We start from the raw sequence: 26,051 nt of genomic DNA, 5'->3' as shown, positions 1-26,051 counted from the left end.
CTGATGAGCAACTTGATCGAGGTCCGCGACCTCTCGAAGACCTTCACCCTGCATCAGCAGAACGGTGTGGTGCTGAATGTCCTCGAACACTTGAATTTCGTCGTGCGCGGCGCAGAATGCCTGGTCCTGCACGGCGACTCCGGTGCCGGTAAAAGCACCTTGCTGCGCACGCTGTACGGCAACTATTTGCCAGCGGGCGGCAGCATCCGTGTGCAACATGACGGCGACTGGCTGGAGCTGGTCGGCGCCGAGCCCCGTGACGTACTGGCCGTGCGCCGACAGACGTTGGGCTATGTCAGCCAGTTCCTGCGGGTGATTCCAAGGGTGTCCAGCCTGGATGTGGTCATGGAACCGGCCCTGGCCCGTGGCTGGTCGAAGGCCGAAGCGCGTGAGCGTGCCGAATCCCTGCTGAGTCGCCTGAACATTCCCCGGCGCCTGTGGCAGCTGGCGCCGGGGACCTTCTCCGGCGGCGAGCAGCAGCGCATCAATATCGCCCGGGGCTTCATGGTGCCTTGGCCGATTTTGCTGCTGGACGAACCCACTGCCTCTCTGGACGACAATAATCGCCAGGTGGTGCTGGAACTGATGCATGAAGCCCGTCAGGCCGGTGCCGCCCTGATCGGTATTTTCCACGACCAGAACGTGCGCCAGGCCATTGCCGACCGCCACCTGGACATGACCGCGCTTGCCAAGGAGCCCCTGCCATGCTGAACGAACAGATCCTGACCAATGCCCAGGTGGTCACCGCTGACCGTGTGTTCCTCGGCACCGTGGTCCTGCGCGACGGCCTGATCAGCGCGGTGGAAGAGGGCCGCAGCCAGTTACCCCAGGCTGTGGACCTGCAGGGCGATTACCTGCTGCCGGGGTTGGTCGAGCTGCATACCGACAACCTGGAAAAACATCTGTCACCGCGCCCCGGTGTCGACTGGCCGTCGGCCTCGGCCGTGCTCAGCCATGACGCGCAGATCGTTGCGGCGGGTATCACTACGGTGTTCGACGCCCTGTCCATTGGCGATGTGAATCCCAAGGGCAAGCGCATGCAGCAGCTGCCATCCATGCTCGAGGCCATCGCCAAGGCCCAGGCCGCCGGGCAGACCCGCGCCGAGCACCTGTTGCACCTGCGTTGTGAAGTCAGCCACCCGGACACCCTGAGCGTGTTCCGCGACCTGGTGGAGCAGCCGCTGGTGCAACTGGTCTCGGTGATGGATCACGCACCGGGTCAGCGTCAATTTGCCCTGGAGTCCAAGTACCGCGAGTACTACATGGGTAAATACCATCTGTCTGCAGCGGAAATGGACGGTTTTATCGTCGAACAGGTAGGCAATTCCAGGGAGTACAGCGACCGTTATCGCCGCGCTATCGTCGAGATCTGCCTTGAGCGCGGCCTGTCGGTGGCCAGTCACGACGATGCAACGCTGGCCCATGTCGAGGAGTCGGCCGGTTATGGCATGTCCATCGCCGAGTTCCCTACCACACTGGAAGCGGCTGAAGCCTGCCGTCGCCTGGGCATGAATGTGCTGATGGGGGCGCCCAATGTGGTACGGGGCGGTTCGCACTCGGGCAACGTCGCGGCGGCGGGTCTGGCGCAACAAGGGCTATTGGATATTATGTCCAGCGACTATTATCCCGCCAGCCTGCTGCAGGCTGCGCTTGTCCTGGCAGCAGAGGACGGTCATTGTGACTTGCCCCAGGCGATGAACATGGTCAGCCGCGCTCCCGCCCGCTCCGCCGGGCTTGAGGATCGCGGGGAAATTCGCGTCGGGTTGCGTGCCGACCTGTTGCAGGCTCGGACCCAGGGTTCGCTGCCAGTGATCCAGCAGGTCTGGCGGCAGGCCAAGAGGGTGTTTTGATGACAGGCAGGTTGATCTATCTCATCGGGCCGTCCGGTTCAGGCAAGGACAGCCTGCTGGACGCTGCACGGGACGATCTTGCGGCCAACGGCTGTCGGATCGTGCGCCGGGTGATTACCCGCTCGGCCGAGGCTGTAGGGGAAGCCGCGCAGGCGGTCACCGTAGAGCAATTCAACGCCATGCAGGCCCGTGGCGAGTTCGCCATGAGCTGGCAGGCCAACGGCTTGCACTACGGTATCCCCAAGGAGATCGACGACTGGCTGGCCCAGGGCCTGGATGTACTGGTCAATGGTTCGCGGGGCTATCTGCCCCAGGCCTTGCAGCGCTATCCGCACCTGTTGGCAGTGTTGCTCAAGGTCGATGATGCCGTGCTGCGTCAGCGTCTGCTGGCCCGTGGCCGCGAGACTCAGGACGAGATCGAGGCGCGCCTGGCCCGCAACGGGCGCTTTACCGTGGAGCTGCTGGCCGAGCATCCGGGGCTGCTGGTGCTGGATAACTCCGGCGACCTGCAACAAACCGTCGCCCGGCTACTGCACCACGTCACCCACGCCCGCCTATGCGCCTGACCCTGCTCGGCACCGGCGATGCCCGCCAGGTGCCGGTCTATGGCTGCCAGTGTCCGGCTTGTCAGGCGGCCACTGCCGACCCGGGCCTGCGCCGCCGACCCTGCAGCGCCCTGGTCGAGTGCGCCGGACAACGCTGGCTGATCGACAGCGGCCTGCCCGACCTCTGCGAGCGTTTCCCGCCCCATAGCCTGAGCGGCATCCTGCAAACCCACTATCATGCCGATCACGCCCAAGGCCTGCTGCACCTGCGTTGGGGTCAGGGGCTGATCATCCCGGTACATGGCCCGGCCGACCAGGAAGGGCTGGCCGACCTCTACAAACATCCGGGGATTCTCGATTTCAGTCAGCCATTCAGTGCCTTTGAACAGCGCGACCTGGGCGCGATGAAGGTCACGGCTTTGCCGTTGACCCATTCCAAACCCACCTTTGGCTACCTGATCGAAGGCGATGACCGCCTGATCGCTTACCTCACCGACACCGTGGGCCTGCCGGACGACACCCTTGAGCGGCTGCAGCGGCGGTCACTGGACCTGTTGGTATTGGACTGCTCCATACCGCCACAACCCCAGGCGCCGCGCAACCACAATGACCTGACCCTGGCCCTGGACAGCATTGCCCGTCTGCAACCCCGGCAGGCGGTGCTGACCCATATCGGTCATACCCTGGATGCCTGGCTGATGGAACAGCCGCGCAGTTTGCCGGGGAATGTGGTTATCGGGCGTGATGGCGTGGTTTTCTGAGGTCCTGTGGGAGCCAGCAAGCTGGCTCCTGCATGAAATCATCAATGCGTTTAAAACCGTGCTTTGCAGGCCAATTCATTCGCTCCCATTTAAATAATATAAATATCCCTAACTTTCTCTTCACTTGGTTCATGTGTCGATGATTCCTATATTGAACTCGTCCACACAGAACTTGCACACGCAAGAAGGTTATTATCATGTCACGCTCCATTCGTATTGCTGGCGCATTGGTATTATCGTCCTTTCTTTTTTCACCCCTGGCCATGGCTGAAGAGTCGCCGGTCTTTGCCTCCCGGGCAATGGCTCAGGAACAGAAGGTTGAGCAACAGCAGCTGGCCTATGAGAACAGCAAGAAAGATGACCTGAAGACCCAGCAAGCTTCGGCTGCACCGACGGATACAGTCAAGGGCAGTCATGCCTGATTCCTTGCTCTTGTCGAAACGTTACCAGGCCGCTGTTTTAGCGGCCTTTTTATAAGTATGTAAAGACCGGCCTGCATAAACGTCCGGCTGCTCAACCCCGGCCTCCATTACTGTCATACCCAGTACAGCGGCCCGGCGAAAAACCTCGGCGTGCGTTTGCGCTGGGCGACCAATAGAGGCGGCGAGCGGTAAAAAAACCGTGGACCATAGTATTGATGAATATCGGGTGATTTTTGATTATCCAGTCAACGTATTCTGATCGGATTTAATTAGCTCCCTGAGTCGCCGCCACCCCCTGTGGGAGCGAGGCTTGCCCGCGAAGAGGCCGGTGCATCCAGTTCATCATCCGGATCCGAACTATCGTCACTACGGGCAAGTCGCTCTTCAATAAATTTCGCTGCTGATGAGTTGTTTTTTGGGGGGGCTATATAAGTGTGATTTTCAAAATAAAGTATTGCGTAATTATGGGCTCTTATCATGTCTATCGAATATTCGAGTGGGGGTGTGACAAGATTTAATATCTTCTCGGATTCACGGCAATGCCTCATAGTTAAATATGTCTATGAGTACTGAGTCCGGAGAAAAAAGGAAAAGTCCTACAAAATTTATGCGGCGGCCAATCTCAGATAGGAGCCAACTTGTTGGCGAGCTTTTCTTGCGCGCAGAGTCAGGCACATCGGCTCGCGAAAAAGTTCGCTACTACCGAGTAGGTTTTCTGCTTGCAGGCTTGCGTCGTCCAACCTGCATCCCTATAGTTCGCGCCGTCGCTGCAAAATCAGCGACCGGGTTTGGTCACCTGTCAGAACACGCGTATGCGTCTCCTTGAAAGGCAGGCATCTTCGATGTCGGCACGCTTCATGGCGGCTGTGTATGGGACGCCTTCGGGCGTGCCGGCTGCGTGTTCTCCGGTTGACCAACCTGTGCACAGTCCGCCACCCATCGTTTGGTCACGATGGTGGCGGTTCTTGAACTCATGAGAACCGCAATTATGCATACGAATCGCTATATCCCACTCACTGCCCTCACCAGTGCCACACCCCCTCTGTATATCGACACCCACGCCGATTCACAGGACCTCCACGACTACGCCACCCAACGCATCCAAGTCGCCACGGATCTGCTCGAAAGCGTGACTTGTCTGAGCCTCAGCAATACCTGCGACCGCGATCTGCCACGTTTCGCCAATGCGGCGTATCTGCTGCTGCGTGATGGGGTGGATGTGTTGGAGGTGATTCGAGCTGGCAGGAGGCTTGAGAAGCTGTAAGCGGTGCGTTGGAGCGAGGCTTGCCCGCGAATACGTCGGTACATTCGACGCATCTAGGGAGGCTGAACCTGCGCGTTCGCGGGCAAGCCTCGCTCCAACGGTGAACGGTGATCTTCCTACAATCGTCTACCGCTCAATCGTCTTGTTCCACCGCGCATTCCACTCCGGACGCAGTTGATTCACCTGATCCCAATCAATAGTCACCGCCGTTTCCAGATACTTGTTCATCGCTTCGACCTGGCCGCGAGTACGGTCGCTGGTCGGGGTTTTCGGGTTGGAGGGGATCTGGTCGCCGAGTTCAAGCGCCGGGGCCTGGGCTTCGGGGGTGAGGAGGAAGGCGGCGAGTTTTTGTGCCAGTTCCGGCTGGTCGTTCTTGGCGATCACGCATTCGGCGACGTTGAGGACCACGGCGCCTTCTTTCGGTGGCGCGTATTCCACCGGGATGCCCTTGAGCTTGAGGGCGGTGACGCCGGTCGGGGTCAGGGGGAAGATTGCGGCTTCGCCGGTCTGGACCATCTCGGAGATCTTCGCGGAGCTGGCGATATATTCCAGCACGTTAGGGCCAATGGTTTTCGGCCAGGCCTTGAAGCCCGGTTCGACGTTGGTTTCGCTGCCGCCCTGAATGCGGTTGAACATCAGGAAGCCGTGCAGGCCGAAGGTCGAGGACGACATCGACTGGAACACCAGCTTTTCCTTGTAGCGCTTGTCGGCCATGTCCATCCAGGAGGTCGGCGCGCTCCAGCCGTTTTCCTTGAACATCTTGGTGTTGTACGCCAGGCCCGTCACGCCCAGGTTTACCGCCACTGCCTGATCCTTGATCTTGCCCTTGGCCGGGATGTCGGCCAGCGGCGCGCTGTCTTGCAGCTTGTCGCACAGGCCCATGGAGATGGCCCGATACATGATGCCGTCATCGAGGAAGATAACGTGCATCTGCGGGTTGTCCTTGTTGGCCTGGACCTTGGCCAGGATGTCCGAGGAAGTGCCGGGCACGATCACGACCTTGACGTTGTTGGCTTTCTCGAACGCCGGGAGGATCTGGTCGGCGTACAGGCGCTCCATGGTGCCGCCGTTCATGCCCAGGTACAGCGTCGGTTCGGCCACTGCGGGGGCGGACGCGAGCAGGGCGGCCAGGGGCAGGCATGACAGGCCTGTGAGTGCGATGCGTTGCATGTTTTTCATGTTGACGACCTTCCTCTGTGCAATGGGATGACGTTATGGGGTAAGACGAATGGCGATTCAGCTACAGGCGCAGGTTGAAAGCGCCCGATGGAAAAGGCATCGAGGTTAATGGCTGATTGACCGGCGCAGACCCACTCGGCCAGGGCTTCGCCTGCGGCCGGGCCGATCTGGAAGCCGGAGCCGGCAAAGCCGAAACCGTGGAGCAGGCCGGGTTGCTTGAGGCTCGGGCCGAGTACCGGTTCGCGGTCGGGCAGGTAGCCTTCGGTGCCGCTCCAGGTGCGGATGGCCTGGGCGCCAGCCAGGGGCGGATAGAGTTCGACGGCGTTACGCAGGATCTCCAGCACCGCCGCCTGACCGGGGCGGGCCCGTGCCGGGTCGAGGGCAAAGCCCTGGCCGCCCCCGAGCACGCAGTTGCCCCGGGCCACTTGCCGCGCATAAATACCGCCGCCTTCGACGCCGGTGCTGACGTCCATGAACATCGGCAGTGGCTCGGTGACCAACATGGCCGGGTGGCCGGAGTGCATCGGCACCGGCTCGCCAAATTGCCCGGCCAGTTTCGCCGCCCATGCCCCGGCGCAGTTCAGCAGCCAGGGTGCACGCAGATGCAGGCCCGAGGCGGTACGAATCAGGAAGGCCTGGCCATCGTGTTCAACTTCGACCACTTCAGCCTGTTCGAAGACATGGGCACCCGCACGTTTAGCCGCCTGGGCAAAAGCCGGAGACACCAGACGCGGGTTGGCGTGGCCGTCATCGGCACATAAGGATGCACCGACCGCTACATCTCCGGCCCAGGGAAAGCGCGCCCGCAGTTGCTCGCGATCAAGCAGTTGCAGGTCCAGGCCAAAGCCTTGGCTGGCTTCGGCGTAGGCACGCAGGGCGTCCATGTCCTGTTCGCTGCGGGCCAGTTTCAGGTGACCGGAGCGCAGGTATTCGCCGTCGATGCCGATCAGCTCGCGCAACCCGCCCCAGATGGCGTGGGCCCGTTGCGACAGCGGCAGTTGCGACAACGGACGGCCCTGGCGACGCACGCCGCCATAGTTGACGCCGCTGGAATGGGAACCGCAGAAATCCCGCTCCAGCAGAACCACGCGCTGGCCCTTCAGCGCCAGGGCCAGGGCGGCAGAGCTGCCGACGATCCCGCCGCCCATGACCACGGCATCGACATTGATCACACCGCTCATTGCTCTGTCTCCAGACCGAAGGGCAGGGGCTTGATGGGTGCCTGGGCGCGCAGGCGGCCGACACCTTCCACCGGCAGGGCGCAACGCTGGGCGACGATTTCCGCCGCCGCCGACCCGCACATGCGTCCCTGACACCGGCCCATGCCGACTCGGCACATGGCCTTGACCCGGTTGATTTCCCAATGGCCGTTGTCGACCACGGCGCGAATCTGTCCGGCGCTGATTTCTTCGCAGCGGCAGATCAGGGTGTCGTCCGGAGTGTTAGTTGCCCAGTCCTCGGGGAAGGGGAAGGCGGTTTCCAGGCCCTGGCGGAAACGGTTGATGCGCGCCAGTTCCTGTTGCAGATCCTCGCTGCGAGTGCGGTCGATGGCCTGGCCTTCATCAGCCAACAGACTCAGGGCCGCCAGTTCACCGGCCATTTGCGCGGCATCGGCGCCCATGATCCCGGCGCCGTCACCGGCCAGGTAGACATTGCTGACACTGCTGCGGCCCTCGGCGTCGCGCGCTGGCAGCCAGGCGCGATTGAGCGGGTTCCAGTTGAAGTCGCAGCCGAGCAGGTCGGCCAGCTGGGTTTCGCTGCGCAGGGCATGGGCGAAGGCCACGGCGTCGCAATCCAGGTGTTTTTCCTGGCCATTCTGGCGCCAGTAAACCCGGCTGACTCGCCGTTCGCCGTCGATACGAAAAAGGTCGGCGCCCTGATGCACCGGGATGCCACGGGCGGTCAGCCAGCTGCGGTAATAAATGCCCTTGGCCAGGGTCGCTGGTTGCCCGAGCAGGGCGGGCAGGGCGCGGCACTGGGCGCTGAAGGGCGCGCTGTCGAGCACGGCGCGAACCTTCGCCCCGGCCTTGGCGTATTGATAGGCGACCAGATAGAGCAACGGCCCGCTGCCGGCGAACACCACGTCCTGGCCGATGGCGCAGCCCTGATACTTGAGGGCGATCTGCGCGGCACCGAGGCTGTAGACGCCGGGCAGGGTCCAGCCTGGCACCGGCAGAATGCGGTCAGTGGCGCCGCTGGCGACGATCAGCCGGGAGAATTCGACCTGCCCGGCGCGCTTGTCACGCACGGTGTCCAGGCGATTGTCCTCGGCGTTCCACACCAGGGTCTGGGGGCGGTAGTCGATCTGTTCGGCCAGTTGGTCGAGGGTGTTGTGCAGGGCCACGGCCTTGGCAGCTTCGAAGCCGTACAGATCCTTGGGCGCGCGCTTGAAGTTCTGCGGCTGGCGCCGGTAGATCTGCCCGCCACCGCGCAGGCCTTCGTCGATCAGACAGGGGCGGATGCCATGGTCGAACAGGGTCCGGGCGGCGGTGATGCCGGCAGGGCCTGCGCCAACTATTACGACCTGAGGATTAGTCATTACGGGCACCATCAATATCCGGGTTCAAGTAGGTTCACAGGCATCTCCCCGGCTCCCGACTCACTTCATGCCCTGCTTCCAGCAGCGTCGAGCAGGCCCGGACCCGCGAGCCATCGGCCAGGCGTACCCAGCAGTCCTGGCAGGCGCCCATCAGGCAGAAACCGGCGCGCGGTTGAGCGCTGAAATCGCTGCCGCGCAGGTGCGCTTCGCTGGTCAGCACGGCGGTCAGCAGGGTGTCGCCAAGCAGGCCGCTGGCGGGCTGGCCGTCGAGGGTGAAGGCCAGGGCCGGGCGGTCGCGTTCGACCAGGCGTTTGAACAGGGCCATGAGCCTTCCTTAATGTTTGCCGACCAGCACGCGGTCGAGCCCGTAGATACGGTCGAGCAGGATCATCGCGGCGGCGGTCAGGGCGATGACCAGTGCCGAGACGGCGGCCATCATCGGGTCGATGGATTCGGTGGCGTAGACATACATGCGCACCGGCAGGGTTTGGGTCGCCGGGGAGGTGACGAAGATCGACAGGGTCACCTCATCGAAGCTGTTGATGAACGCCAGCAACCAGCCCCCGGCCACACCGGGCAGGATCATCGGCAGGGTGATCAGGCGAAACAGGGTGAAGCGACTGGCGCCCAGGGATTCGGCGGCCTGTTCAGCGCTGCGGTCGATGCCGATGGCGGCAGCAATCACCAGACGCAGCACGTAGGGCACGATGATCACCACGTGGGCCAGCATCAGCCAGGCAAAGCTGCCGTTGACGCCCATCAGGGCAAACAGGCGCAGCAGGGCCACACCCAGTACCAGGTGCGGGATGATGATCGGCGACAGGAACAGGCCGTTGAGAAAATCGCGACCGGGGAAGTTGTGTCGGGTAATGGCCAGTGCCGCAGGCACGGCGATCAGGGTCGCCAGGCTCGCCGAAACAAAGGCCAGGGTCAGGCTGTTATAGAACGCGGTGATGAAGTCGGCGCGTTCGAACACGGCCTTGAACCAGCGCAGGGAGAAGCCCGCCGTCGGCAGGCTCAGGGTGTTTTCCGGGGTGAAGGCCACCAGGCAGACCACCACCAGCGGCGCCAGCATGAACACCACCACCAGGGCGTGAAAGGACAGGGCCAGAGGGCCGTTTCTCGACATGCTCATTCCCCCAGGGTCTTTTTGTAGCGGCCTTCGACCATGCGGTTCCACGACAGCATGACCAGCAGGTTGATCAGCAGCAGGGCCACAGCAATCGCCGCGCCCATGGGCCAGTTCAGTTCGGAGAGGTACTGGTCGTAGACCACGGTGGCGACCATCTTCAGCCGTCGTCCGCCGAGCAGGCCGGGAATGGCGAAGGAGCTGGCCGACAGGCCGAACACGATCAGGGTGCCGGACAGCACACCGGGCATGACCTGGGGCAGCACCACGCTGTGCATCACCCGAGACTGGCTGGCGCCGAGGGACAGCGCCGCCTGTTCGGCGGCAGGGTCGAGCTTCTGCAGCGAGGTCCACACCGGAATGATCATGAACGGCAGCATCACATGGACCAGCGCCAGCACCACGGCGAACGGCGTGTACAGCAGTTTCACCGGATTGCCGCCCAGGGCCTGGATCGCCTGATTGATCAGGCCGTCGGCACCGAGTAACAGGCTCCAGCCAAAGGCCCGCACCACCACCGAAATCAGCAGCGGGGTAAGGATCAGGATCAGGAAAATCGAACGCCAGGGCGTGCCCATGCGGCTGAGGATGTAGGCCTCGGGTACACCGATCACCACGCAGAGCAGGGTGACCAGAGCGCTGATCCAGAAGGTGCGGAAGAAAATCTCGTAGAAGTAGGAGTCGCTGACCACGGCCAGGTAGTTGGCCAGGGTATAGGCGCCGTCCTTGACCCCTTTGTCGTAGTCGAACACGTTGAACGACAGGACCACGGTCAGCAACAGCGGCAGCACCAACAGGCTGACGAACAGAATCAGCGCCGGAGCCGACAACAGATAACCGCGCCCACCCCGGCGCATGGCAGTGAGCATGCTCATGGCCGGGCCTCATCGGCGGCCAGTACGCGCAGCAACTCTGCTGGCCAGTCCAGGCCGACGGCGATGCCTTCGGCCAGCGGGGCATCGCCATTGTTGCGGCGCACCACGGTGACTTCGCCGATCAGGGTGTCGATGCGATACAGCCATTGGCTGCCGAGGAAATAACGGGTCAGCACTTTGCCCTGCAAACGGCCTTCGCCCGCAGGCACCAGGTCGATTTTCTCCGGGCGCAGGCTCAGGGTCAGGGCGCCGTTGCCGCTGCTCTGGCGGACTTGCGCACGGCCGTTACTGTCGTGGTCGCCCTGCAACAGGTTGGCCTTGCCGACGAAACCGGAGATGAACTCGGTGCGCGGGTGTTCGTAGAGGTCGTAGGGCGCGTCGATCTGGGTGATGCGCCCGGCCTGCATGACCACCACCCGGTCGCTGATGGACAGGGCTTCAGCCTGATCGTGGGTGACCATCAAGGTGGTGATGCCGACTTCGCGCTGGATGCGGCGGATCTCGAACTGCATTTCTTCGCGCAGGTTGGCGTCGAGGTTGGACAACGGCTCGTCGAGCAGCAACACCGGCGGCTCGATCACCAGGGCCCGTGCCAGGGCCACGCGCTGACGCTGACCGCCGGACAGTTCGCGGGGGTAGCGGGTGGCGTGCATGTCCAGACGCACCAGTTTCAGCACCCGGGCCACGCGCTGCTGGATATCGGCCGGGCTGACTTTGCGCATGCGCAGGCCGAAGGCGACGTTGTCGGCCACGGTCATATGGGGGAACAGGGCATAGCTCTGGAACACCACGCCCAGGCCGCGGCTGGCGGGTTTGGCGTGGGTGATGTCGCGGCCATCGAGGAGGATGCGACCGCTGCTGACTTCGACGAAGCCGGCGATCATTTGCAGGGTGGTGGTCTTGCCGCAGCCGGAGGGGCCAAGCAGGGAAACGAATTCGCCTTTGTCCACGGCCAGGTCAGTGGCGACCACGGCGTCGATTGCGCCATAGCGCTTGCCCAGACGTTCGAGTTGCAGAAAAGCCATAGCTGCGTTCCACCTTTTTGCGTGCACGGCAACGCGTGCGTTTGTTATGGGCAGATGCGAAATGACTTACCGCTTTGGACGTTGGTGCTAGCTCTGTGGCTGCTACCGATGATTGTTCAAATCGCCCCTGTGGACGCAGAGTAGGACGAAGGCTAGGATGCGCGAAAGAGGGGATTTCACTGAATCAACAAGTATTTTCAGTTTCATTCGATGAGTGAATTAAAAGGTTAAAAAGACAAATATGAATTCCACTGATCGGAATGAAGAGGCAAAAGGAGTCGGCGTTGGTGCGGTCTCTCGTCTGTTTGCAGTGCTGCGTAGCCTGGGTAATGGCAGCGGTGACGGCGAACGGGTCACGCAACTGGCCCAGCAGGTCGGCCTGTCCCAGCCCACCACCCATCGCTTGCTGCGCAGCCTGATGGAAGAGGGCATTGTCGAGCAGGATCAGCGCAGCAAGCGTTATCGTCTGAGCCTGGAGTTCTTCGCTCTGGCGGCCAATGCGGGCAAGGCCGGTAATCTGCGCGAACTGGCGCGACCGAGCCTGCTGCGTTTGTCGGCATCGCTTGGGGATTCGCTGTTTCTGCTGGCGCGCAGTGGCTTTGACGCGATCTGCCTGGATCGCAGCGAGGGGCCGTACCCGATCCGCACCTTTACCGGCGATATCGGCGGACGCGTGGCGTTGGGCGTCGGCCAGGGCAGCCTGGCAATCCTCGCCTTCCTGCCTGAAGACGAGCGCGAAACAGTGATCCACTACAACCTGCCGCGCCTGCGGGATTTCCATCTGTACGACGAAGTGTTCCTGCGCTCGGAAGTCGATAATGTGCGCCGCCTGGGCTATGCCGCGCGCAATACCGGGGTGCTGCCGGGCATGGCCGGCCTGGCGGTGCCGATCCTCGACCGCGAAGGCCGCGCCGTGGCCGCCCTGAGCGTGGCCACCATCAGCGACCGCCTCAACCCCGAGCGCATGCCCACGGTGGTGGAGATGCTCAAGCGCGAGGCATTGACCATCAGCGCCCGGATCAACCCGTTCGATCCGCTGTTGCGGCGGCCTTCACAGGTATTCGGGCAGCAGGAGGTCTGAATTGGGACGAGATCCCGCAGCGCCTCTGACACAGCGTTGTGGCTTAGAAAGCACTGACCCGTTGGAGCGAGGCTTGCCCGCGAAGATCTGGCTGCGGTGAGCCTGGATTATCACGTCGCCCAATTCGCGGGCAAGCCTCGCTCCCACAATATTAGATTAGCGTGCATCAATGAAATCCTGCGCCACTGCTGGCATCATTGCCAGTTTGCACGTCCGGAATCTGCCCAATGAAAACCAAGGCCCTGTTCGCCCTGGCCCTGGCCGCCTTGACCGTTACCTCCCATGCCGCCGATTTCGAGGCGGGCAAAGCGACCTACATGCGCATCTGCAATCGCTGCCACAAGGTCGGTCCCGAAGCCCGCGCCGCATTCGGGCCGGAGTTGAACGGTCTGTTCGGGCGCAAGGCCGGGAGCACCGCCGACTACAACTACACCCCGCAACTGAAAGCCTCGGGCATCGTCTGGGGCGCCGACACCCTGCCGGCCTTTATCAAGGACCCAACCGCCGTGGTGCCCGGTACGCGCATGAGTTACTGGGGCATCAGCGATGATGACAAGATTGCCGACTTGCTGGAGTTTTTGAAGGCGGATCACCCGTAGCGGTTAAAAGTCGTAGGCAATCTTCGTATACCAGTAGCCACCCCCAGGATAGAACGGTGGGTTGCCATACGGCGCCAGGCCCAGGTTGCTGTACACCGCGTGTTTGTCCGGGCGTACATCGAAGATATTGGTGCCGCCGAGGCTGACGGTCAGGTGGTCGATGAAGGTGTAGCTGACGTCCAGGTCGGTGATCCATTTGGCGCCGAAGCTGCGGTCGCCCGTGGGGTTGACCGCCAGGGTCTTGACCGCGCCATAGCGGCTGGTCTGCAGGTTGACCGCCAGGTCGTCGAGCTTCCAGTTGGCGCCGAGAATCCATTTGGTCTTGGGCGACGCTTCAGTGAGGTCGCCTTCACGGTCACGACCGACCAGTACCACACCGGAATTGCTCAGGGATGACGGGGTATCGCGCACGCCTTCAATGGTGGTCTTGTTCCAGTTGAAACCCAGGCTCCAGCGCACATCGCCCCAGGCATCCAGTGGCGTGCTGTGGTCGGCGACGATGTCGAGGCCGCGGGTGCGGGTGTCGAAGGCGTTGGTGTAGTAGTTGACCCAGGTGCCGGTGGGCACGCCCTGGGCCCGCAGGATGCCGTTGATCACACCATTGCCCTGGTCGTAGATATTGCTGGTCAGGGCGATGCGGTCATCGATATCGATCAGGTAGGCATCGGCGGTGATACTGGTGCGTGGCGCCGGTTGCCAGGTCAGGCCCAGGCCGGCGTTGCGCGATTTCTCCGGCTTGAGGTCATCGCCGCCCAGCGCCTTGGCCAGGTTGCTGCCCGACGGCGTCAGGCGGGTAACAGCCGGGACCACGTTGCCGTTGACGTCGGTGGCGACCCGGTTGTCCGCCACTGTGTAACCGATCTGGGTCAGTGAAGGCGCACGAAAGCCGGTGCCGACGGTGCCGCGCACGGCGACGCTGTCGGTCAGTTCATAGCGCGAGTTCACTTTCAGGCCGAAGGTATTGCCGGAATCATCGTCGTAATGCTCGATCCGTCCGGCCACATCGAGGAACCAGCGCTCAGTGAGGTCGAAACCCAGGTCCAGATAACCCGCGTAGTTATTGCGGATCAGGCTGACTTCATCTTCCGGGCGAATGGTCACTGCCGCCTGGGCGCCGGACGCCGCCGGGTAACTGCCGGTGATATAGGCATCCGGTTCCCCGGCAAAGGTACTGAAGTGCTCCCAGCGATGCTCGACCCCGGCCGATACCTGCACCGGTGAAGTCAGGTTGAACAGGCTGTCATAGCGGCGGGTGAAGTCGAGGTTGTTGACCCACTGCTCGAAGCGAAAGGTTGCCAGGTTATCGAATTTGGTCGGTGACGCGGTACCCAGGGACGGGTTGATATTCAGGTCGCTGGAGTGATGGACATTGTTGCGCCCGTAAGTGGTGCTCAGGTCCCAGTTCCAGTCGGCCACTTCACCTTTGCCGCCAAACAGGAACTGGTAGTCGCGGTCCTTGATATTGTTCAGCGGGTAGTAACCATCGGGGAACACCTCGGGAACCGCTGCGGTGCCGGTGGGCAGGCGGAAATAGTTGGCAGCCTCGGCATCGCGTTCGCCGTAGGTGGAGAAGGAGTACAGGGTCAGGTTATCCAGCGGTAATTCGGCGTTGTAGGCCAGGTTGAAGGCCTTGAGATCGGGGTCGCCATTCTTGATCGCTACCCGGTCCCAGGCCGCTTCCTTGACCGGATCCTTGAAGGCCTTGACGCTGCTGTCAGCCTTGCCGTTCCACGAGGCATCACCGCGCTTGCGGGCATCGGCGGCGAAGTGAAAGTAGCCGCTTTCGCCCAGCTTGAAACCTTCGTCACCGGCCACCTTGATGCTCTCGCCCTGGCCGGAAAACAGCTTGCCGTAGGTGCTTTCCAGATGGCCGCCGGAGTTGCCGGACTTGAGGATGATATTGATCACCCCGGCTACGGCGTCCGAGCCGTACTGGGCGGCGGCGCTGTCCTTGAGTACTTCGATATGGTCGACCGCGCTGACCGGAATCAGATCGATATCCACGGCATTGGCGCCGCTGTTATCGATAGAGCCACGCTGGCCGGTGGCGCCATTGTGTCGCCGCTTGCCGTTGACCAATACCAATGTGTAGGCCGGACCGAGGCTGCGGTTGCTCAGAGGGCGGGTCACCGAGTTGTAGCCGGCGATATTGGTGCCGAAGTTGAACGAGGGCAGCAGCTTGGAAATCGCCTCGGACAACTCGGCGCGGCCGGTCTTGAGCAACTGGTCGCTGTTGATCACATCGATGGGTGCCGGGCTGTCGGCCACGGTGCGTTGCTGGCCGCGCACGCCGGTGGAAATTACCGTAACGGTATCCAGGTGGGTGTCATCGCTGGCAGCTTCGGCGAAGGGTGAGGCGGCGGCCAGCAGCAGGCAGGCGGTCAGGGCAGAAAAGGGCAAAGGCTTGTTTACAGCAGGCGTAAAAGTGTCGGGCATGTCGGCAATAGTCCATTAAAACTGGCACTGGCCCTTGGTGCGGGTACAGCTGGCAAAGTCAGGTGAAAGTCAGGGAGACGCTGCCCCGCTCAGGGGCAGCAGAGGGTGTCAGGCGCTGGCGGCCAGGAGCGTCTGCACGCTGTGGCGGTTCTGTGGGACGTCGATGCCCAGATGGCCGCGCAGGGTGCTGGTCTCGTATTCAGTGCGGAACAGGCCGCGCTCACGCAGGATCGGCAGGACTTCGTCGGTGAAGCGGGCAAACTCGCTGGGCGCGCCGATGCGGATATTGAAGCCGTCCACTGCGCCCTCGGTAAACCAGCGCTCGATCTCGTTGGCCACGGTCAGGGGCGAGCCGGCAAAGCCGGTAAACGGGCGGGCAAAGCGCAGGGCGGTTTCGCGCAGGGTCAGGCCTTTCTCTTTGGCAACACGCTTGATGCGTTCGGCATGGCCGCGGTAACCGTTACTGCCCAGATCGCCGAGTTCCGGGAAGGGGGCGTCCAGTTCGTATTGCTTGAAGTCGTGGTAGTTGAATGGGCGGCCCAGTTGCACCAAGGCTTTGCCTAGATCGATTTCGCCGTCGCGCTCACGCTGAATCGCCAGGGCCTCTTCATCGGTATCGGCGATGATCGGGCTGATGCCGGGGAACAGCAGTACCTGCGCTGGATCTCGGCCGGCCTGGGCGGTGCGCTTCTTGATATCGGCGTAGTACTCCTTTGCGTCCTCGAAGTTATCGACCCCGGCGAAAATTCCCTCGGCGATATTGGCTGCCAGGCTACGCCCGGATTCAGATACCCCGGCCTGGAAAATCACCGGCTGGCCCTGGGCCGAGCGGGAGATATTCAGCGGCCCGGTGACCGAGAAGAACTCGCCGCGATGATTCAGGCGATGCTGCTTGCTCGGGTCGATAAAGCGCTTATGGGCCTTGTCGCGAGGAAAAGCGTCGTCCTCGTAGCTGTCCCACAGGCCCTGAACCACCTGCACATGCTCCAGAGCCCGGCGATAGCGCTCGCCGTGGTCGATATGCTGCTCGCGGCCGAAGTTGCCTGCCGCGCCTTCCAGCCCGGTGGTCACCACATTCCAGCCCGCGCGACCGTGGCTGATCTGGTCCAGGGAGGCGAACTGGCGGGCGACGTTGAAAGGTTCGGTGTAGGAGGTGGTCAGGGTCGCCACCAGACCGATCTTGTCCGTGGCCCCGGCCAGGGCCGAAAGCAGGGTCAGAGGCTCCAGGCGATTGAGGAAGTGCGGCGCCGAGTCCGGCGTGATGTAGGGGCTGTCGACGATAAACACGAAGTCAAAATGCGCGGCCTCGGCGGCCCGGGCCTGTTGCTTGTACCAGTCGATATTGATGCTGGCATCACCGGGGATTTCCGGGTGCAGCCATTCCTGTTGATCGGTGCCGACGCCGGTGAGGATGGCGCCGAAATGCAGCTGACGTTTGCTCATGTTCATGTCCTTCGTGAGTGGAGGTGTTGAGGCCTGTTGGAAGTCAGCGGACCCGTTGGAGCGAGGCTTGCCCGCGAAAAATTTCCACGGTGCATGGACCTGTTCGCGGGCAAGCCTCGCTCCAACAAAATTAAGTCGGGTCAGGCTGTCAGAGGCTGTTTGCTGCGCAGGTCTTGCAGAAACGGATAGTCGATATAGCCCTGGTCACCGCCGACGTAGAAACTGGCTTCGTCGGCGCTATTGAGTGCTGCCCGTTGACGAAAACGCGCGACCAGATCCGGATTGGCGATAAACAACCGGCCGAAGGCAACAAAGTCGGCACGACCCTGTTCGATAGCCCGTTGTGCGCTGTCCTGGTCAAACTCTCCGGCGAGAATCAGCGCACCCTTGAACAGCTCGCGCAGCCTTGGCGCCAGGCGTTTTTCCGGGGGGATGGCGTCCGGTTCGATCAGGTGCAGGTAGGCAATCGCGCGTGCCTGCAATTCCCGGGCGACATGGCTGTAGAGCGCGACGGGGTCGCTGTCGCTGATGCCGTCCACGGCGAAATGCGGCGAGATCCGCACGCCGACCCGGGCGGCGCTCAGTTCGGCAATCGCGCCGTCGACAATCTCCAGCAGAAAGCGTGCGCGATTCTCCACCGAGCCGCCGTAGTCATCGTCACGCTGATTGCTGCCGTCGCGCAGGAACTGATCGATCAGGTAGCCGTTGGCGCCGTGGATTTCCACGCCATCAAAGCCGGCACGGCCTGAGTTGCGCGCGGCCAGGCGGAAGTCGTCGACCCGTCGGGCGATTTCGTCCCGGCCCAGGGCGCGCGGCACGGGAAAGGGTTGCAAGCCCTCGGCAGTTGGCACTTCACCTATTGCGGCAATGGCCGAAGGCGCGACAGGCAGGGCGTTGTCGGGCAGGCGCGAGGAGTGCGCCTTGCGTCCGAGGTGAAACAGCTGCTGGAAGATCCGCCCGCCTGCGTCATGCACCGCTTTCGTGACGGGTTTCCAGGCTTCTACCTGAGCGTCATCGTGAATCGCCGAGCCACCCGGACGGCTGACGCTTTCGGCGGATACGTGAGTGGCTTCGGAGATGATTAGCCCGGCGCTGGCGCGCTGCTCGTAGTAAGTGCGGACGCGGGGCAGGGGCTGACGATTATCGTGGTCGGAGCGGGCGCGGCCGAGCGGCGCCATGATGATGCGGTTAGGCAGGCTAAGGGCGCCGAGGGTGGCACTCTGGTGCAGAAGTGAGCTCATGAGAGACTATTCCTGGGGGGGCTTGGGTTACGGCCTCCGCCAGGCATGGGGTCGGTCTCTATGGAGTGAACATATCTCTATAAAAAACTGGAGTGAAAGTCTTTTTTGGAATAAGTTAATTATTAATTAAACGTATTTTATGGTTTTAATAAATTCATATATTTTTATAATTATTTGAGTTGGTGTGATTTTTCGCTCAACGCTGCTCTACACGATTGAGAAACCGCCGGGTACGTTCGTTGTCCGGATTGAGCAGGATTTGTTCGGCAGAACCGTCGGCAACGATGCGTCCGCCTTCCATGAACAGCACCCGGTCGGCGATATCCTGGGCGAATTTCATTTCGTGGGTGACCAGCAACATGGTCATCTGCTGCTCATGGGCGATGGCCCGGATCACCGCCAGCACTTCGCCGACCAGTTCCGGATCGAGGGCCGAGGTCACTTCATCGAACAGCATGACTTGCGGACGCATGGCCAGGGCGCGGGCGATGGCCACACGCTGCTGTTGGCCGCCGGATAGCTGGCTGGGGTAGGCATCGGCCTTGTGCGCCAGCCCGACCAGGCCCAGGTAATGGGCGGCACGATCCAGGGCTTCCTCACGGCTGACTTGCAGTACCTGAAGCGGCGCCTCGGTGATGTTTTCCCGCACGCTCAGGTGTGGGAACAGGTTGAATTGCTGAAAGACCATGCCGACTCGATGAACCACGGCAGGCTTAGGCGTGCCCGGCCAGCGCCAGCGGCTTTTGCGCGCAGGGACCGGATCGCCGGCCACTTCGATGCTGCCGTGCTGATAGCTTTCCAGGCCCTTGATCAGGCGCAGGACTGTGGATTTGCCCGAGCCGCTGGGGCCGATCAGGGCGACTTTCTGGCCCTGGGGGATGCTCAGGTCGAGATGGTCGATGACCCTGGTCGCACCGAAATCCTTGACCACTTGATTCAGCTGGATCTGCGCGGGTGCCATGCGCGGGACGGGTTCGAAATCAGACATGGCGGCGGCGCTCCAGATAGTTGAAGAACAGGGAAGTCGGCACGCTGATCAGCAGAAACATCAGCGCCATCAGGGTGTAGGGCTCGTTGTAGCGATAGGTCATGCCTGCCACCTGCTTGGCGGCCTGGAACAGCTCGGGAATGGTGATCACCGCCAGCAGGGGCGTCTCCTTGAACATGCCGATCAGGTAGTTGCCGAGGATCGGCAGCATGGGTTTGACGGTTTGCGGCAGGATGATCCGGCGCCAAGTGGTGGCAGGGTCGAAGTCCAGGGCTCGGGCGGCTTGCCATTGCCCGGTGGGAACACCCTCGATGGCGCCGCGAAAGGCTTCGGCAATGTAGGCGCCGTAATACAGGCCCAGGCCAATGACGCCGGTGCTGAAGGCGGGCAGGGTGAGACCGGCAAGCGGCAGGGCGAAGAACAGCACGTAGAGTTGCACCATCAAAGGTGTATTGCGAAAGAAGCTCAGGTAGGCGCGGCACAGTCTTGGCAGCAGCTTGCCGGGGGCGCGTTGTGCCAGCGCCAGCAGCAGGCCGACCAGTATCGCCAGGAGAAAGCCGAGCAGCACCACCTGCACCGTCACCAGCAGGCCTTGCAGCAGTTCCGGGACGATCGACCAGGCAAAGGCGAAATCGAAATTCATGCGCTGCTCCCGGCACGCCGCCAGGCGCTGATGTGTTGCTCATAGCGGCGTACCGCCCAGCTCAGCGGCCAGGCCATGACGAAGTAGCAGACCAGCACGATGCTCCAGATCAGGCTCTGCTGACCCAGGGTCGTGACCAGTTGCGCGCCGGAGAAGGTCAGGTCGGTGAGGGTAATCAGCGAGACCAGCGAGGTGGTCTTCATCAGCTCCACCAGTTGGTTACCCAGGGGTGGCAGCATGAACGGCAGAGCCTGAGGCAGGATGATCCGGCGCAGAGCTGTCAGCGGGCTGAAGTCCAGGGCACGCACGGCATCACGCTGGCCATGGCTCACATTGACCAGGGCCGAGCGGACGATCTCCGACCCATAGGCCGAGAAGGTCAGGCCCAGGCCGAGTATCCCGGTGGTCATGGGCGACAGGCTGATACCGAACAGCGGCAGGATAAAGAACAGGTAGAACAGCAGGACCAGGGCCGAAATCCCGCGCAGGACCTCGACATACAGCGTCGCCACCCAACGCACGACCCGCCACGGCGACAGGCGCATCAAGGCGATGACGAAGGACAGCAGCAATACAATCAGCTCGGCGAAGAAAGTGATCTTCAGCGTGACCCAAGCACCGCTCGCCAGTTGACTGGCGATAAAGCGGGCCGTATCCATGGCCGGAGAATCGAAGAACATGGCCTGTACTCGTGTGGGTTAAGGCATGTGGGAGATGCAGGGTGTGGGACCGGCTTTAGCCGGGAGGACGCCCTCGCGGCTGAAGCCACTCCTGCGGGAAAAGCATTTCATTCAGCCAGGCGCTGCCGAAGGCTGCGAATGGGGCGAACCTATACCTCGCTTTCGCAGCCCTCGGCAGCTCCTGCCCAATGTCATTGCAAATCATATTGGCGCCAGGGTTGCCTCAACGCGCGCAACGCTGCTCGGCAGTGATATCTGCCGCAGGCAACTCATTTTCGGTATAGCCGTACTTTTGCAGGATCTTCAGCAGCTCTCCGGACGCGCGCAGTTTGGCCAGTTGTTCGTTGAAGGCCGCAATGAACGCCGGGTCGTTTTTCGGCAGGCCATAGGCGTGGTAATTCCAGGTCGGTTTGCCTTCGGCATCGGGGATCTGCTCGAAGGGCAGGGCGCGTTCGATGGTCGGGCTATTGGTTTTCTTCACCAGGCTGATGATTTCGGCATCGGGAAAATACACCACGTCGACGCGACCGGCATCCAGAGCGGCGACGGCTTCGGTGTCCTTGTCGAACAGCACCACGTTGGCGGCGGTAATGCCGCTGTCCTTGGCCTCCTGCACCTGGTTGCTGCCCGGTTGGGTGGCCAGGCGCGCCTTGCCGTTGCTGGCCACGTCCTTGAGGCTGTGCAGCTTCAGCGGGTTACCGGCCTTGACGATAAAGGCGCCGCCGGAGCGGGTCACCGGGTTGGAGTAGCCGATCACTTTGCAGCGGGCACTGTTGATGAACAGGCCTGCGCCGATCAGATCGAAACGTCCGGCGGCAAGGCCGGGGACCAGAGAGCCGAAATCGGTAATCGGCGTATCGATCTTGCTGATGCCCAGCGGCGTAAGGATCGCCTGCAGTACTTCGATATTGGCGCCGGTGACTTTGCCATCGGTACCGATGTAGGCGTAGGGCTGCTCATTGGCAATCCCGGCGGTCAGGCCGCTGCTGCGCCCCTTCTCCAGTAACCCGGCCGAAGCCGACAATGAGAACACCGCGTTCAGCAGAACGGCGGAACCGAGAACAGCGGAAAACGACAGCGCTTTAATGCCTTTCATCACAGGTGCCTGGAGGGTCGGGGAAATAAGAAGAGGAGTGGACCTGATCGTTGCTGATAGCAGGACGCAAACCATTGCGCGGAACTGGATGTCGACTTTAAGGCTATAAGAATTTTTATTTAAATATCTTTAGGTAATAAGCATATGCCTGCAATCGGTGCCGATTGCGTCACGGCACCGATTCTGCAAAGATGCGCGCCATATAGGTAGGGGGGGTATGGTATGTCGCATATTACAGACGGCAAGGATGAATTGCTCAAGCGGGTCAGACGCATCGCCGGGCAGATTCAGGCCGTCGAACGGGCCATCGAGGGCGAGCACGACTGTGCCAAGACGCTGCATCTGGTTGCCGCGACTCGCGGCGCCATCAATGGCCTGATGGATGAAATCGTCGAAGCCCACGCCCGCGAGCATGTCGCCGCAGCCGGTTTGAGCGACGCCGAGCGCGCCCAGGGCGTTGAAGAGTTGATCACCGCCATTCGCCGTTACACGAAATAGGAAACCAACATGACTGATGCAACTGGCACCCACAGCCACGTCTTCCTCGGCGAGGCCCACGACGCCAATGCCCGGCGTACGCTGTGGGTCGTGGCCCTGACCGTGGTGATGATGGTCGGCGAGATTGCCGCCGGTTATCTCACCGGCTCCATGGCGCTGTTGGCCGATGGTTTTCACATGGCAACCCATGCCGGTGCCCTGGCGATTGCCGCAGCGGCCTACGCCTACGCCCGTCGTCATGCGGCGAGCAGCGCTTTCAGCTTCGGCACCGGCAAGGTGGGTGATCTGGGCGGCTTCGCTTCGGCGCTGATCCTGGGGCTGATTTCCATCGGCATCGGCATCGAGTCGCTGCTGCGCCTGTTCGAGCCGACCCGGGTCGAGTTCGCCACCGCGACCCTGATCGCGGTGGTCGGGCTGCTGGTCAATATCGTCAGTGCGCTGCTGCTGTCCGGCGGCCATCACCACCATCATCACGAGCATGATCATGACCATGAGCACAGTCATGGCCATGACAATAACCTGCGCTCGGCCTACGTCCATGTACTGGCCGATGCCGTGACCTCGATCCTGGCCATCGCCGCTTTGCTGGCCGGGCGCTATCTGGGCTGGGTGTGGCTGGATCCGGCGATGGGCATTGTCGGCGCCCTGGTGATTGCGCGCTGGGCCATGACCTTGATGCGTGATACCGCAGGGGTGCTGCTGGATCGTACCGATGCCCACGTGGCCGAGGAAATTCGCGAGCTGGTGGAGGCGGGTGGGGAGGCGCGGATTACCGACCTGCACGTCTGGCGGGTCGGCCCCGGTGTCTGCGCGGCCATTGTCAGCGTGCTGGGCAATGCCGCCAGCGATGCCGACAGCATTCGTCGACGCCTGGCGCCCGTGCATGAGGTTTCCCACCTGACTGTCGAGTATCGGCGCCTGCAGGCAATCTGATCGACTTGGGCTATGATCGGCAGAATGACCCAGCCCATTCGTCAACCTTGTCCGCCCGGCGCCTGCGACTGCGGAAGGGAACAGCTGTCAGGCGCCGAACTGCGCATCCTCTGCCTCACCCGGCAGGAGGAAAAGCGCCTGCTCGAGCGCCTGGAAAACATCAGCAGCCTGCCGGATCTGGAACACATGCAGCGCAAGCTCTATGAGCAACTGGGCATTCGCCTGGAAATCGCCCCCGGTTTCAACGAAGTGCGCAGCATGCGTGGTATCCAGATCCAGATTCATGAACTGCCGGGCCTGTGTCGCAAGACCCGGGCCTCCATCCCCGCTGCGATTCGCCGGGGCATGGAGAAGCGGCCGGAAATCGCCTACACCCTGCTCAATGCCCATGACTTGCTCAGGGATGCTTGAAAGCAGTTGCAAGCGGCAAGCTATGAGCTGCGAGTTAGAAGCAGACCGCATTTAGCTTGAGGCTTGAAGCTAGCGGCTTGCAGCTCCAAGGAGCTCGTAAGCAATCTTCACGCGATCGGCATTGGGGTAATTCTTATTCGCCAGTATCACCACGCCCAATCCCTTGCCCGGCACGAAGGCCACATAGTTGCCGAAGCCGTTGGTTGAGCCGGTCTTGTTGAACAGCACGTCACCTTCCGGCGCCTGTGGCGGGTTGAGCCATTGCACCGCATGGGGCTGGCTGACCATTTCCGGGGCATTGCCGGTTTGCAGGGTGTCCAGGCTCACAGGCCAGGCATAGGATTCCCAGCCCAGACCCTGGCTCATCTCGCCTACACGGTAATACCCGGCATGGGTGGTGGCGATGGCCTGTTGCAGGGGCGCGGGCAGCTCTTTGGGTTGCATGTTGAGCTGAAGGAAGCGGGCCATGTCTTCCAGGTTGGTCTTGACGCCGTAAGCCTCGGCATCCAGCGCGCCACCCTTCAGGCGAGTCGGCTGGTCGGTCTTGGTGTAGCCCTGGGCATAGAAGCTCATTTCTTCCTTGGGCACATCGATATAGCTGCTCTTCAAACCCAGTTCGGGAAACAGGCTGCCTTCCATCAACTCGTTGAATGGCTTGCCCAGGCTTTGTGCCGCCAGGTAGCCGAACAGGCCGATGCTGGGGTTGGAATACTGGCGGCGGGCGCCCACGGCTTCGGTGGGTTTCCAGGTCGTGAAGTAGTCGAGCATCTTGTCGTGACTGTCGTAGGCGTCCGGGAACTGCAACGGCAGGCCGCCAGCGGTGTAGGTGGCCAGGTTGAGCAGGCGGATACCGGCGAAGGCCGTGTTCTTGAGTGCAGGAAGGTGCTGGCTCGCCACGTCGGTCAATTGCAGCTTGCCTTGGGCCTGGGCCCAGCCGGCGAGGGTGGCGGTGTAGGTTTTGCTGATCGAGCCCAGTTCGAACAGGGTATGACGGTTCAAGGGCTCCATGGTGTCCCGGGAACTCAGGCCGAAATAGAAATAACGGGGTTTGCCATCCTTGATCACTGCGACGGCCATGCCGGCGATATTCTGGGCTTTCATGGTGGGCTGGACGGCGTGGCTGACCAGGGTTTGCAGGGTGTCCGGGGTCTGGGCGCTGGCGTCGAGTGACAGCAGCAAGGCGGTAGCAGCGAAGATCCCTGTGGTGATTTTTAGACGGGTTTGCATGAATGAAAAGGTCCATTGATTCATTTGCACGAGCGCCACTTCCGCGCTCGCTCCAATTGGACAATATACGCTTGTTGGGGAAGGGCTTGCCCTGGAGTCGGGTGACGCGGTGAGTCAGGTGCACCGCGTCATCGTTCTTCGCGGGCAAGCCTCGCTCCCACGCAATCATCCGCATTCGTTGGAGCGAGGCTTGCCCGCGAATCGGCAAATGAGTGACGCCTTCATCTACCAAAAAGCGATTTCATAGGTCAGGTAGATGCGGTAGTTATCCCGGTCATCCGAGTAGGTCGAGCGCGAAATGGCATGGCTGAACTGGGTGCCCAGACCTTTGAAATAACCGTCCTGGGTCACTCCTTGCGGTCATCACCACCGTCGCGATAGCCGTCGTTGAAGTAATAGTTATGTAGCTCCAGAGCAGGCTGCGCAACGGCGAGTGGCGCGCAACAGCCTGCATCTGGGGCCGCAAAGCCCGTCGCGATTGCTGGTGCGGGTGCTGCGGCGCCAGGGCTAGGTCATTCGCCGCGAATGTACTGCTCCATCTGCTCGATCAGGCTGGCCTGTTCATCGATGGCTTCCTTGACCAGGTCACCGATGGACAGCAGCCCGAGCAATTGGTCGTTGTCCACCACTGGCAAGTGGCGTAGATGTTTGTCGGTCATCAGCGCCATGCAGGCCTCGACGCCCTGTGACGAGTCAACGGTGATCACCGGCGAACTCATGATGGCGCTGACCGGCGTACCCACGGAGGAGCGGCCCTTGAGAATCATCTTGCGCGCGTAGTCACGCTCACTGACTACCCCGACGACCTTGCCTCCTTGTACCACCGGCAGGGCACCGATGTTTTTCTCGGCCATCAACTGCAATGCTTCGAGAACCATCTGGTCGGGGCCGATGGTGTGGACCTGCTGGTGGTCCAGGGCTTTGAGCTTGAGGAGCTGGGCAACGGTCTTCATGGGCGTTCTCCGGTGTGGCTTTGTATAGGGGCGGCGTGCCCTTGTTATTGATTGCCTGGGGGCTCACGGTTTGTAGGAGCTGCCGAAGGCTGCGAAATCATTGTGTCAGACGACCTCATTCGCAGCCTTCGGCAGCTCCTACAGAATCATAGACACAAGCCCGCAGAGCAAGCGTGAATGCGGCATCGGGCAGTGGGAAAACGTCATGGTGCGGGTTTCCAATTGGACTTAAG

The 26,051-nt window shown here is 61.8% G+C and carries 28 protein-coding genes and 1 pseudogene; 12 read left to right on the top strand and 17 right to left on the bottom strand.

The window, feature by feature from the left end; genetic code table 11:
- The first annotated feature begins 3 nt into the window (after positions 1 to 3).
- The 7 genes and pseudogenes from phnL (at position 4) to AC1Z24_RS18980 (ending at position 4,842) form a co-directional block, all read left to right on the top strand.
- On the top strand, positions 4 to 711 hold the full coding sequence (phnL, locus tag AC1Z24_RS19010) for a phosphonate C-P lyase system protein PhnL (RefSeq protein ID WP_483742184.1): 708 nt from the start codon (positions 4 to 6) through the stop codon (positions 709 to 711).
- The gene (locus tag AC1Z24_RS19005) at positions 705 to 1,850 is read left to right on the top strand and encodes an alpha-D-ribose 1-methylphosphonate 5-triphosphate diphosphatase (RefSeq protein WP_483742183.1); all 1,146 of its coding nucleotides are present in this window, start codon (positions 705 to 707) and stop codon (positions 1,848 to 1,850) included. The genes phnL and AC1Z24_RS19005 overlap by 7 nt, the downstream gene beginning before the upstream one ends.
- A complete protein-coding gene (phnN, locus tag AC1Z24_RS19000) occupies positions 1,850 to 2,416 on the top strand; it encodes a phosphonate metabolism protein/1,5-bisphosphokinase (PRPP-forming) PhnN (RefSeq protein ID WP_483742182.1) in 567 nt (188 codons plus the stop codon). The genes AC1Z24_RS19005 and phnN overlap by 1 nt, the downstream gene beginning before the upstream one ends.
- On the top strand, positions 2,407 to 3,156 hold the full coding sequence (gene phnP / locus AC1Z24_RS18995; RefSeq protein ID WP_483742181.1) for a phosphonate metabolism protein PhnP: 750 nt from the start codon (positions 2,407 to 2,409) through the stop codon (positions 3,154 to 3,156). Before phnN ends, phnP begins: the two co-directional genes overlap by 10 nt.
- A 197-nt stretch (positions 3,157 to 3,353) precedes the next feature.
- Positions 3,354 to 3,578, top strand: a complete 225-nt coding sequence (locus AC1Z24_RS18990; protein ID WP_483742180.1) for a hypothetical protein — start codon at positions 3,354 to 3,356, stop codon at positions 3,576 to 3,578.
- Between the two features lie 129 nt (positions 3,579 to 3,707).
- A pseudogene (locus AC1Z24_RS18985) lies at positions 3,708 to 3,837 on the top strand (OprD family outer membrane porin); the annotation flags it as partial.
- 729 nt (positions 3,838 to 4,566) lie between these two features.
- Positions 4,567 to 4,842, top strand: coding sequence for a hypothetical protein (locus AC1Z24_RS18980; protein ID WP_483742179.1), 276 nt, complete (start codon positions 4,567 to 4,569; stop codon positions 4,840 to 4,842).
- Between the two features lie 126 nt (positions 4,843 to 4,968).
- Here AC1Z24_RS18980 and AC1Z24_RS18975 read toward each other — a convergent pair whose 3' ends face one another.
- Genes AC1Z24_RS18975 through AC1Z24_RS18945 form a run of 7 tightly spaced genes read right to left on the bottom strand, consistent with a single transcriptional unit; the run spans position 4,969 to position 11,589 of the window.
- Positions 4,969 to 6,021: an ABC transporter substrate-binding protein gene (locus AC1Z24_RS18975; RefSeq protein ID WP_259108654.1), complete on the bottom strand. Its 1,053-nt coding sequence runs from the start codon at positions 6,019 to 6,021 to the stop codon at positions 4,969 to 4,971.
- Positions 6,018 to 7,202 (bottom strand): NAD(P)/FAD-dependent oxidoreductase, encoded by a 1,185-nt coding sequence (locus AC1Z24_RS18970; protein WP_483742178.1) that lies wholly within the window; start codon positions 7,200 to 7,202, stop codon positions 6,018 to 6,020. Before AC1Z24_RS18970 ends, AC1Z24_RS18975 begins: the two co-directional genes overlap by 4 nt.
- The gene (locus AC1Z24_RS18965; protein WP_483742177.1) at positions 7,199 to 8,560 is read right to left on the bottom strand and encodes an FAD/NAD(P)-dependent oxidoreductase; all 1,362 of its coding nucleotides are present in this window, start codon (positions 8,558 to 8,560) and stop codon (positions 7,199 to 7,201) included. Before AC1Z24_RS18965 ends, AC1Z24_RS18970 begins: the two co-directional genes overlap by 4 nt.
- Positions 8,561 to 8,594: 34 nt before the next feature.
- Complete coding sequence (locus AC1Z24_RS18960) at positions 8,595 to 8,885, bottom strand: (2Fe-2S)-binding protein (RefSeq protein ID WP_483742176.1); 291 nt, start codon at positions 8,883 to 8,885, stop codon at positions 8,595 to 8,597.
- A 9-nt stretch (positions 8,886 to 8,894) separates the two neighbouring features.
- Positions 8,895 to 9,689 (bottom strand): ABC transporter permease, encoded by a 795-nt coding sequence (locus AC1Z24_RS18955; protein ID WP_483742175.1) that lies wholly within the window; start codon positions 9,687 to 9,689, stop codon positions 8,895 to 8,897.
- A gap of 2 nt (positions 9,690 to 9,691) precedes the next feature.
- On the bottom strand, positions 9,692 to 10,564 hold the full coding sequence (locus tag AC1Z24_RS18950; protein ID WP_483742174.1) for an ABC transporter permease: 873 nt from the start codon (positions 10,562 to 10,564) through the stop codon (positions 9,692 to 9,694).
- Positions 10,561 to 11,589, bottom strand: a complete 1,029-nt coding sequence (locus tag AC1Z24_RS18945; RefSeq protein ID WP_483742173.1) for an ABC transporter ATP-binding protein — start codon at positions 11,587 to 11,589, stop codon at positions 10,561 to 10,563. Before AC1Z24_RS18945 ends, AC1Z24_RS18950 begins: the two co-directional genes overlap by 4 nt.
- 241 nt (positions 11,590 to 11,830) lie before the next feature.
- On the opposite strand from AC1Z24_RS18945, the gene AC1Z24_RS18940 reads away from it, so the two are divergent.
- Together AC1Z24_RS18940 and AC1Z24_RS18935 are read left to right on the top strand one after the other, a co-directional pair.
- On the top strand, positions 11,831 to 12,670 hold the full coding sequence (locus tag AC1Z24_RS18940; protein ID WP_483742172.1) for an IclR family transcriptional regulator: 840 nt from the start codon (positions 11,831 to 11,833) through the stop codon (positions 12,668 to 12,670).
- Positions 12,671 to 12,897: 227 nt separating this feature from the next.
- Positions 12,898 to 13,269: a c-type cytochrome gene (locus AC1Z24_RS18935; RefSeq protein ID WP_259108640.1), complete on the top strand. Its 372-nt coding sequence runs from the start codon at positions 12,898 to 12,900 to the stop codon at positions 13,267 to 13,269.
- A gap of 3 nt (positions 13,270 to 13,272) precedes the next feature.
- Here the strand turns inward: AC1Z24_RS18935 and AC1Z24_RS18930 are convergent, their stop codons facing one another.
- The 7 genes from AC1Z24_RS18930 to ehuB all read right to left on the bottom strand — a co-directional run bounded on the left by AC1Z24_RS18930 (position 13,273) and on the right by ehuB (position 21,796).
- Positions 13,273 to 15,705, bottom strand: coding sequence for a TonB-dependent receptor plug domain-containing protein (locus tag AC1Z24_RS18930; RefSeq protein ID WP_483742171.1), 2,433 nt, complete (start codon positions 15,703 to 15,705; stop codon positions 13,273 to 13,275).
- Positions 15,706 to 15,813: 108 nt separating this feature from the next.
- Complete coding sequence (locus AC1Z24_RS18925) at positions 15,814 to 17,148, bottom strand: LLM class flavin-dependent oxidoreductase (protein ID WP_483742170.1); 1,335 nt, start codon at positions 17,146 to 17,148, stop codon at positions 15,814 to 15,816.
- Between the two features lie 140 nt (positions 17,149 to 17,288).
- Entirely contained in the window at positions 17,289 to 18,389 is a 1,101-nt protein-coding gene (locus tag AC1Z24_RS18920) for an alkene reductase (RefSeq protein ID WP_483742169.1), read from the bottom strand.
- A 196-nt stretch (positions 18,390 to 18,585) separates the two neighbouring features.
- Complete coding sequence (locus AC1Z24_RS18915) at positions 18,586 to 19,377, bottom strand: amino acid ABC transporter ATP-binding protein (protein WP_483742168.1); 792 nt, start codon at positions 19,375 to 19,377, stop codon at positions 18,586 to 18,588.
- Positions 19,370 to 20,020: an ectoine/hydroxyectoine ABC transporter permease subunit EhuD gene (gene ehuD, locus AC1Z24_RS18910; RefSeq protein WP_483742167.1), complete on the bottom strand. Its 651-nt coding sequence runs from the start codon at positions 20,018 to 20,020 to the stop codon at positions 19,370 to 19,372. The genes AC1Z24_RS18915 and ehuD overlap by 8 nt, the downstream gene beginning before the upstream one ends.
- The gene (gene ehuC / locus AC1Z24_RS18905; RefSeq protein ID WP_259108624.1) at positions 20,017 to 20,700 is read right to left on the bottom strand and encodes an ectoine/hydroxyectoine ABC transporter permease subunit EhuC; all 684 of its coding nucleotides are present in this window, start codon (positions 20,698 to 20,700) and stop codon (positions 20,017 to 20,019) included. The genes ehuD and ehuC overlap by 4 nt, the downstream gene beginning before the upstream one ends.
- Before the next feature lie 223 nt (positions 20,701 to 20,923).
- Positions 20,924 to 21,796, bottom strand: a complete 873-nt coding sequence (gene ehuB, locus AC1Z24_RS18900) for an ectoine/hydroxyectoine ABC transporter substrate-binding protein EhuB (RefSeq protein WP_483742166.1) — start codon at positions 21,794 to 21,796, stop codon at positions 20,924 to 20,926.
- 222 nt (positions 21,797 to 22,018) lie between these two features.
- Here ehuB and AC1Z24_RS18895 point away from each other — a divergent pair, with 222 nt between their 5' ends.
- From AC1Z24_RS18895 to AC1Z24_RS18885, 3 genes are read left to right on the top strand one after another with little or no spacing between them, the layout of a single operon-like run.
- Positions 22,019 to 22,294, top strand: coding sequence for a metal/formaldehyde-sensitive transcriptional repressor (locus AC1Z24_RS18895; protein WP_259108621.1), 276 nt, complete (start codon positions 22,019 to 22,021; stop codon positions 22,292 to 22,294).
- Positions 22,295 to 22,303: 9 nt separating this feature from the next.
- Positions 22,304 to 23,227: a CDF family Co(II)/Ni(II) efflux transporter DmeF gene (gene dmeF, locus AC1Z24_RS18890; RefSeq protein WP_483742165.1), complete on the top strand. Its 924-nt coding sequence runs from the start codon at positions 22,304 to 22,306 to the stop codon at positions 23,225 to 23,227.
- A 24-nt stretch (positions 23,228 to 23,251) separates the two neighbouring features.
- Positions 23,252 to 23,638, top strand: coding sequence for a hypothetical protein (locus AC1Z24_RS18885; RefSeq protein WP_259108609.1), 387 nt, complete (start codon positions 23,252 to 23,254; stop codon positions 23,636 to 23,638).
- Between the two features lie 69 nt (positions 23,639 to 23,707).
- Here the strand turns inward: AC1Z24_RS18885 and ampC are convergent, their stop codons facing one another.
- The 3 genes from ampC to AC1Z24_RS18870 form a co-directional block, all read right to left on the bottom strand.
- A complete protein-coding gene (gene ampC, locus AC1Z24_RS18880) occupies positions 23,708 to 24,865 on the bottom strand; it encodes a class C beta-lactamase (protein ID WP_483742164.1) in 1,158 nt (385 codons plus the stop codon).
- A 225-nt stretch (positions 24,866 to 25,090) separates the two neighbouring features.
- Positions 25,091 to 25,216, bottom strand: coding sequence for a hypothetical protein (locus AC1Z24_RS18875; RefSeq protein WP_483742163.1), 126 nt, complete (start codon positions 25,214 to 25,216; stop codon positions 25,091 to 25,093).
- A 161-nt stretch (positions 25,217 to 25,377) separates the two neighbouring features.
- Positions 25,378 to 25,818 (bottom strand): CBS domain-containing protein, encoded by a 441-nt coding sequence (locus AC1Z24_RS18870; RefSeq protein ID WP_483742162.1) that lies wholly within the window; start codon positions 25,816 to 25,818, stop codon positions 25,378 to 25,380.
- Between the last annotated feature and the right edge of the window lie 233 nt (positions 25,819 to 26,051).

The sequence above is a fragment of the Pseudomonas sp. JL23 genome, assembly GCF_056933585.1.
Note: the sequence above shows the minus strand (reverse complement) of the source record. Positions and strands in the feature narration are given on the sequence as shown.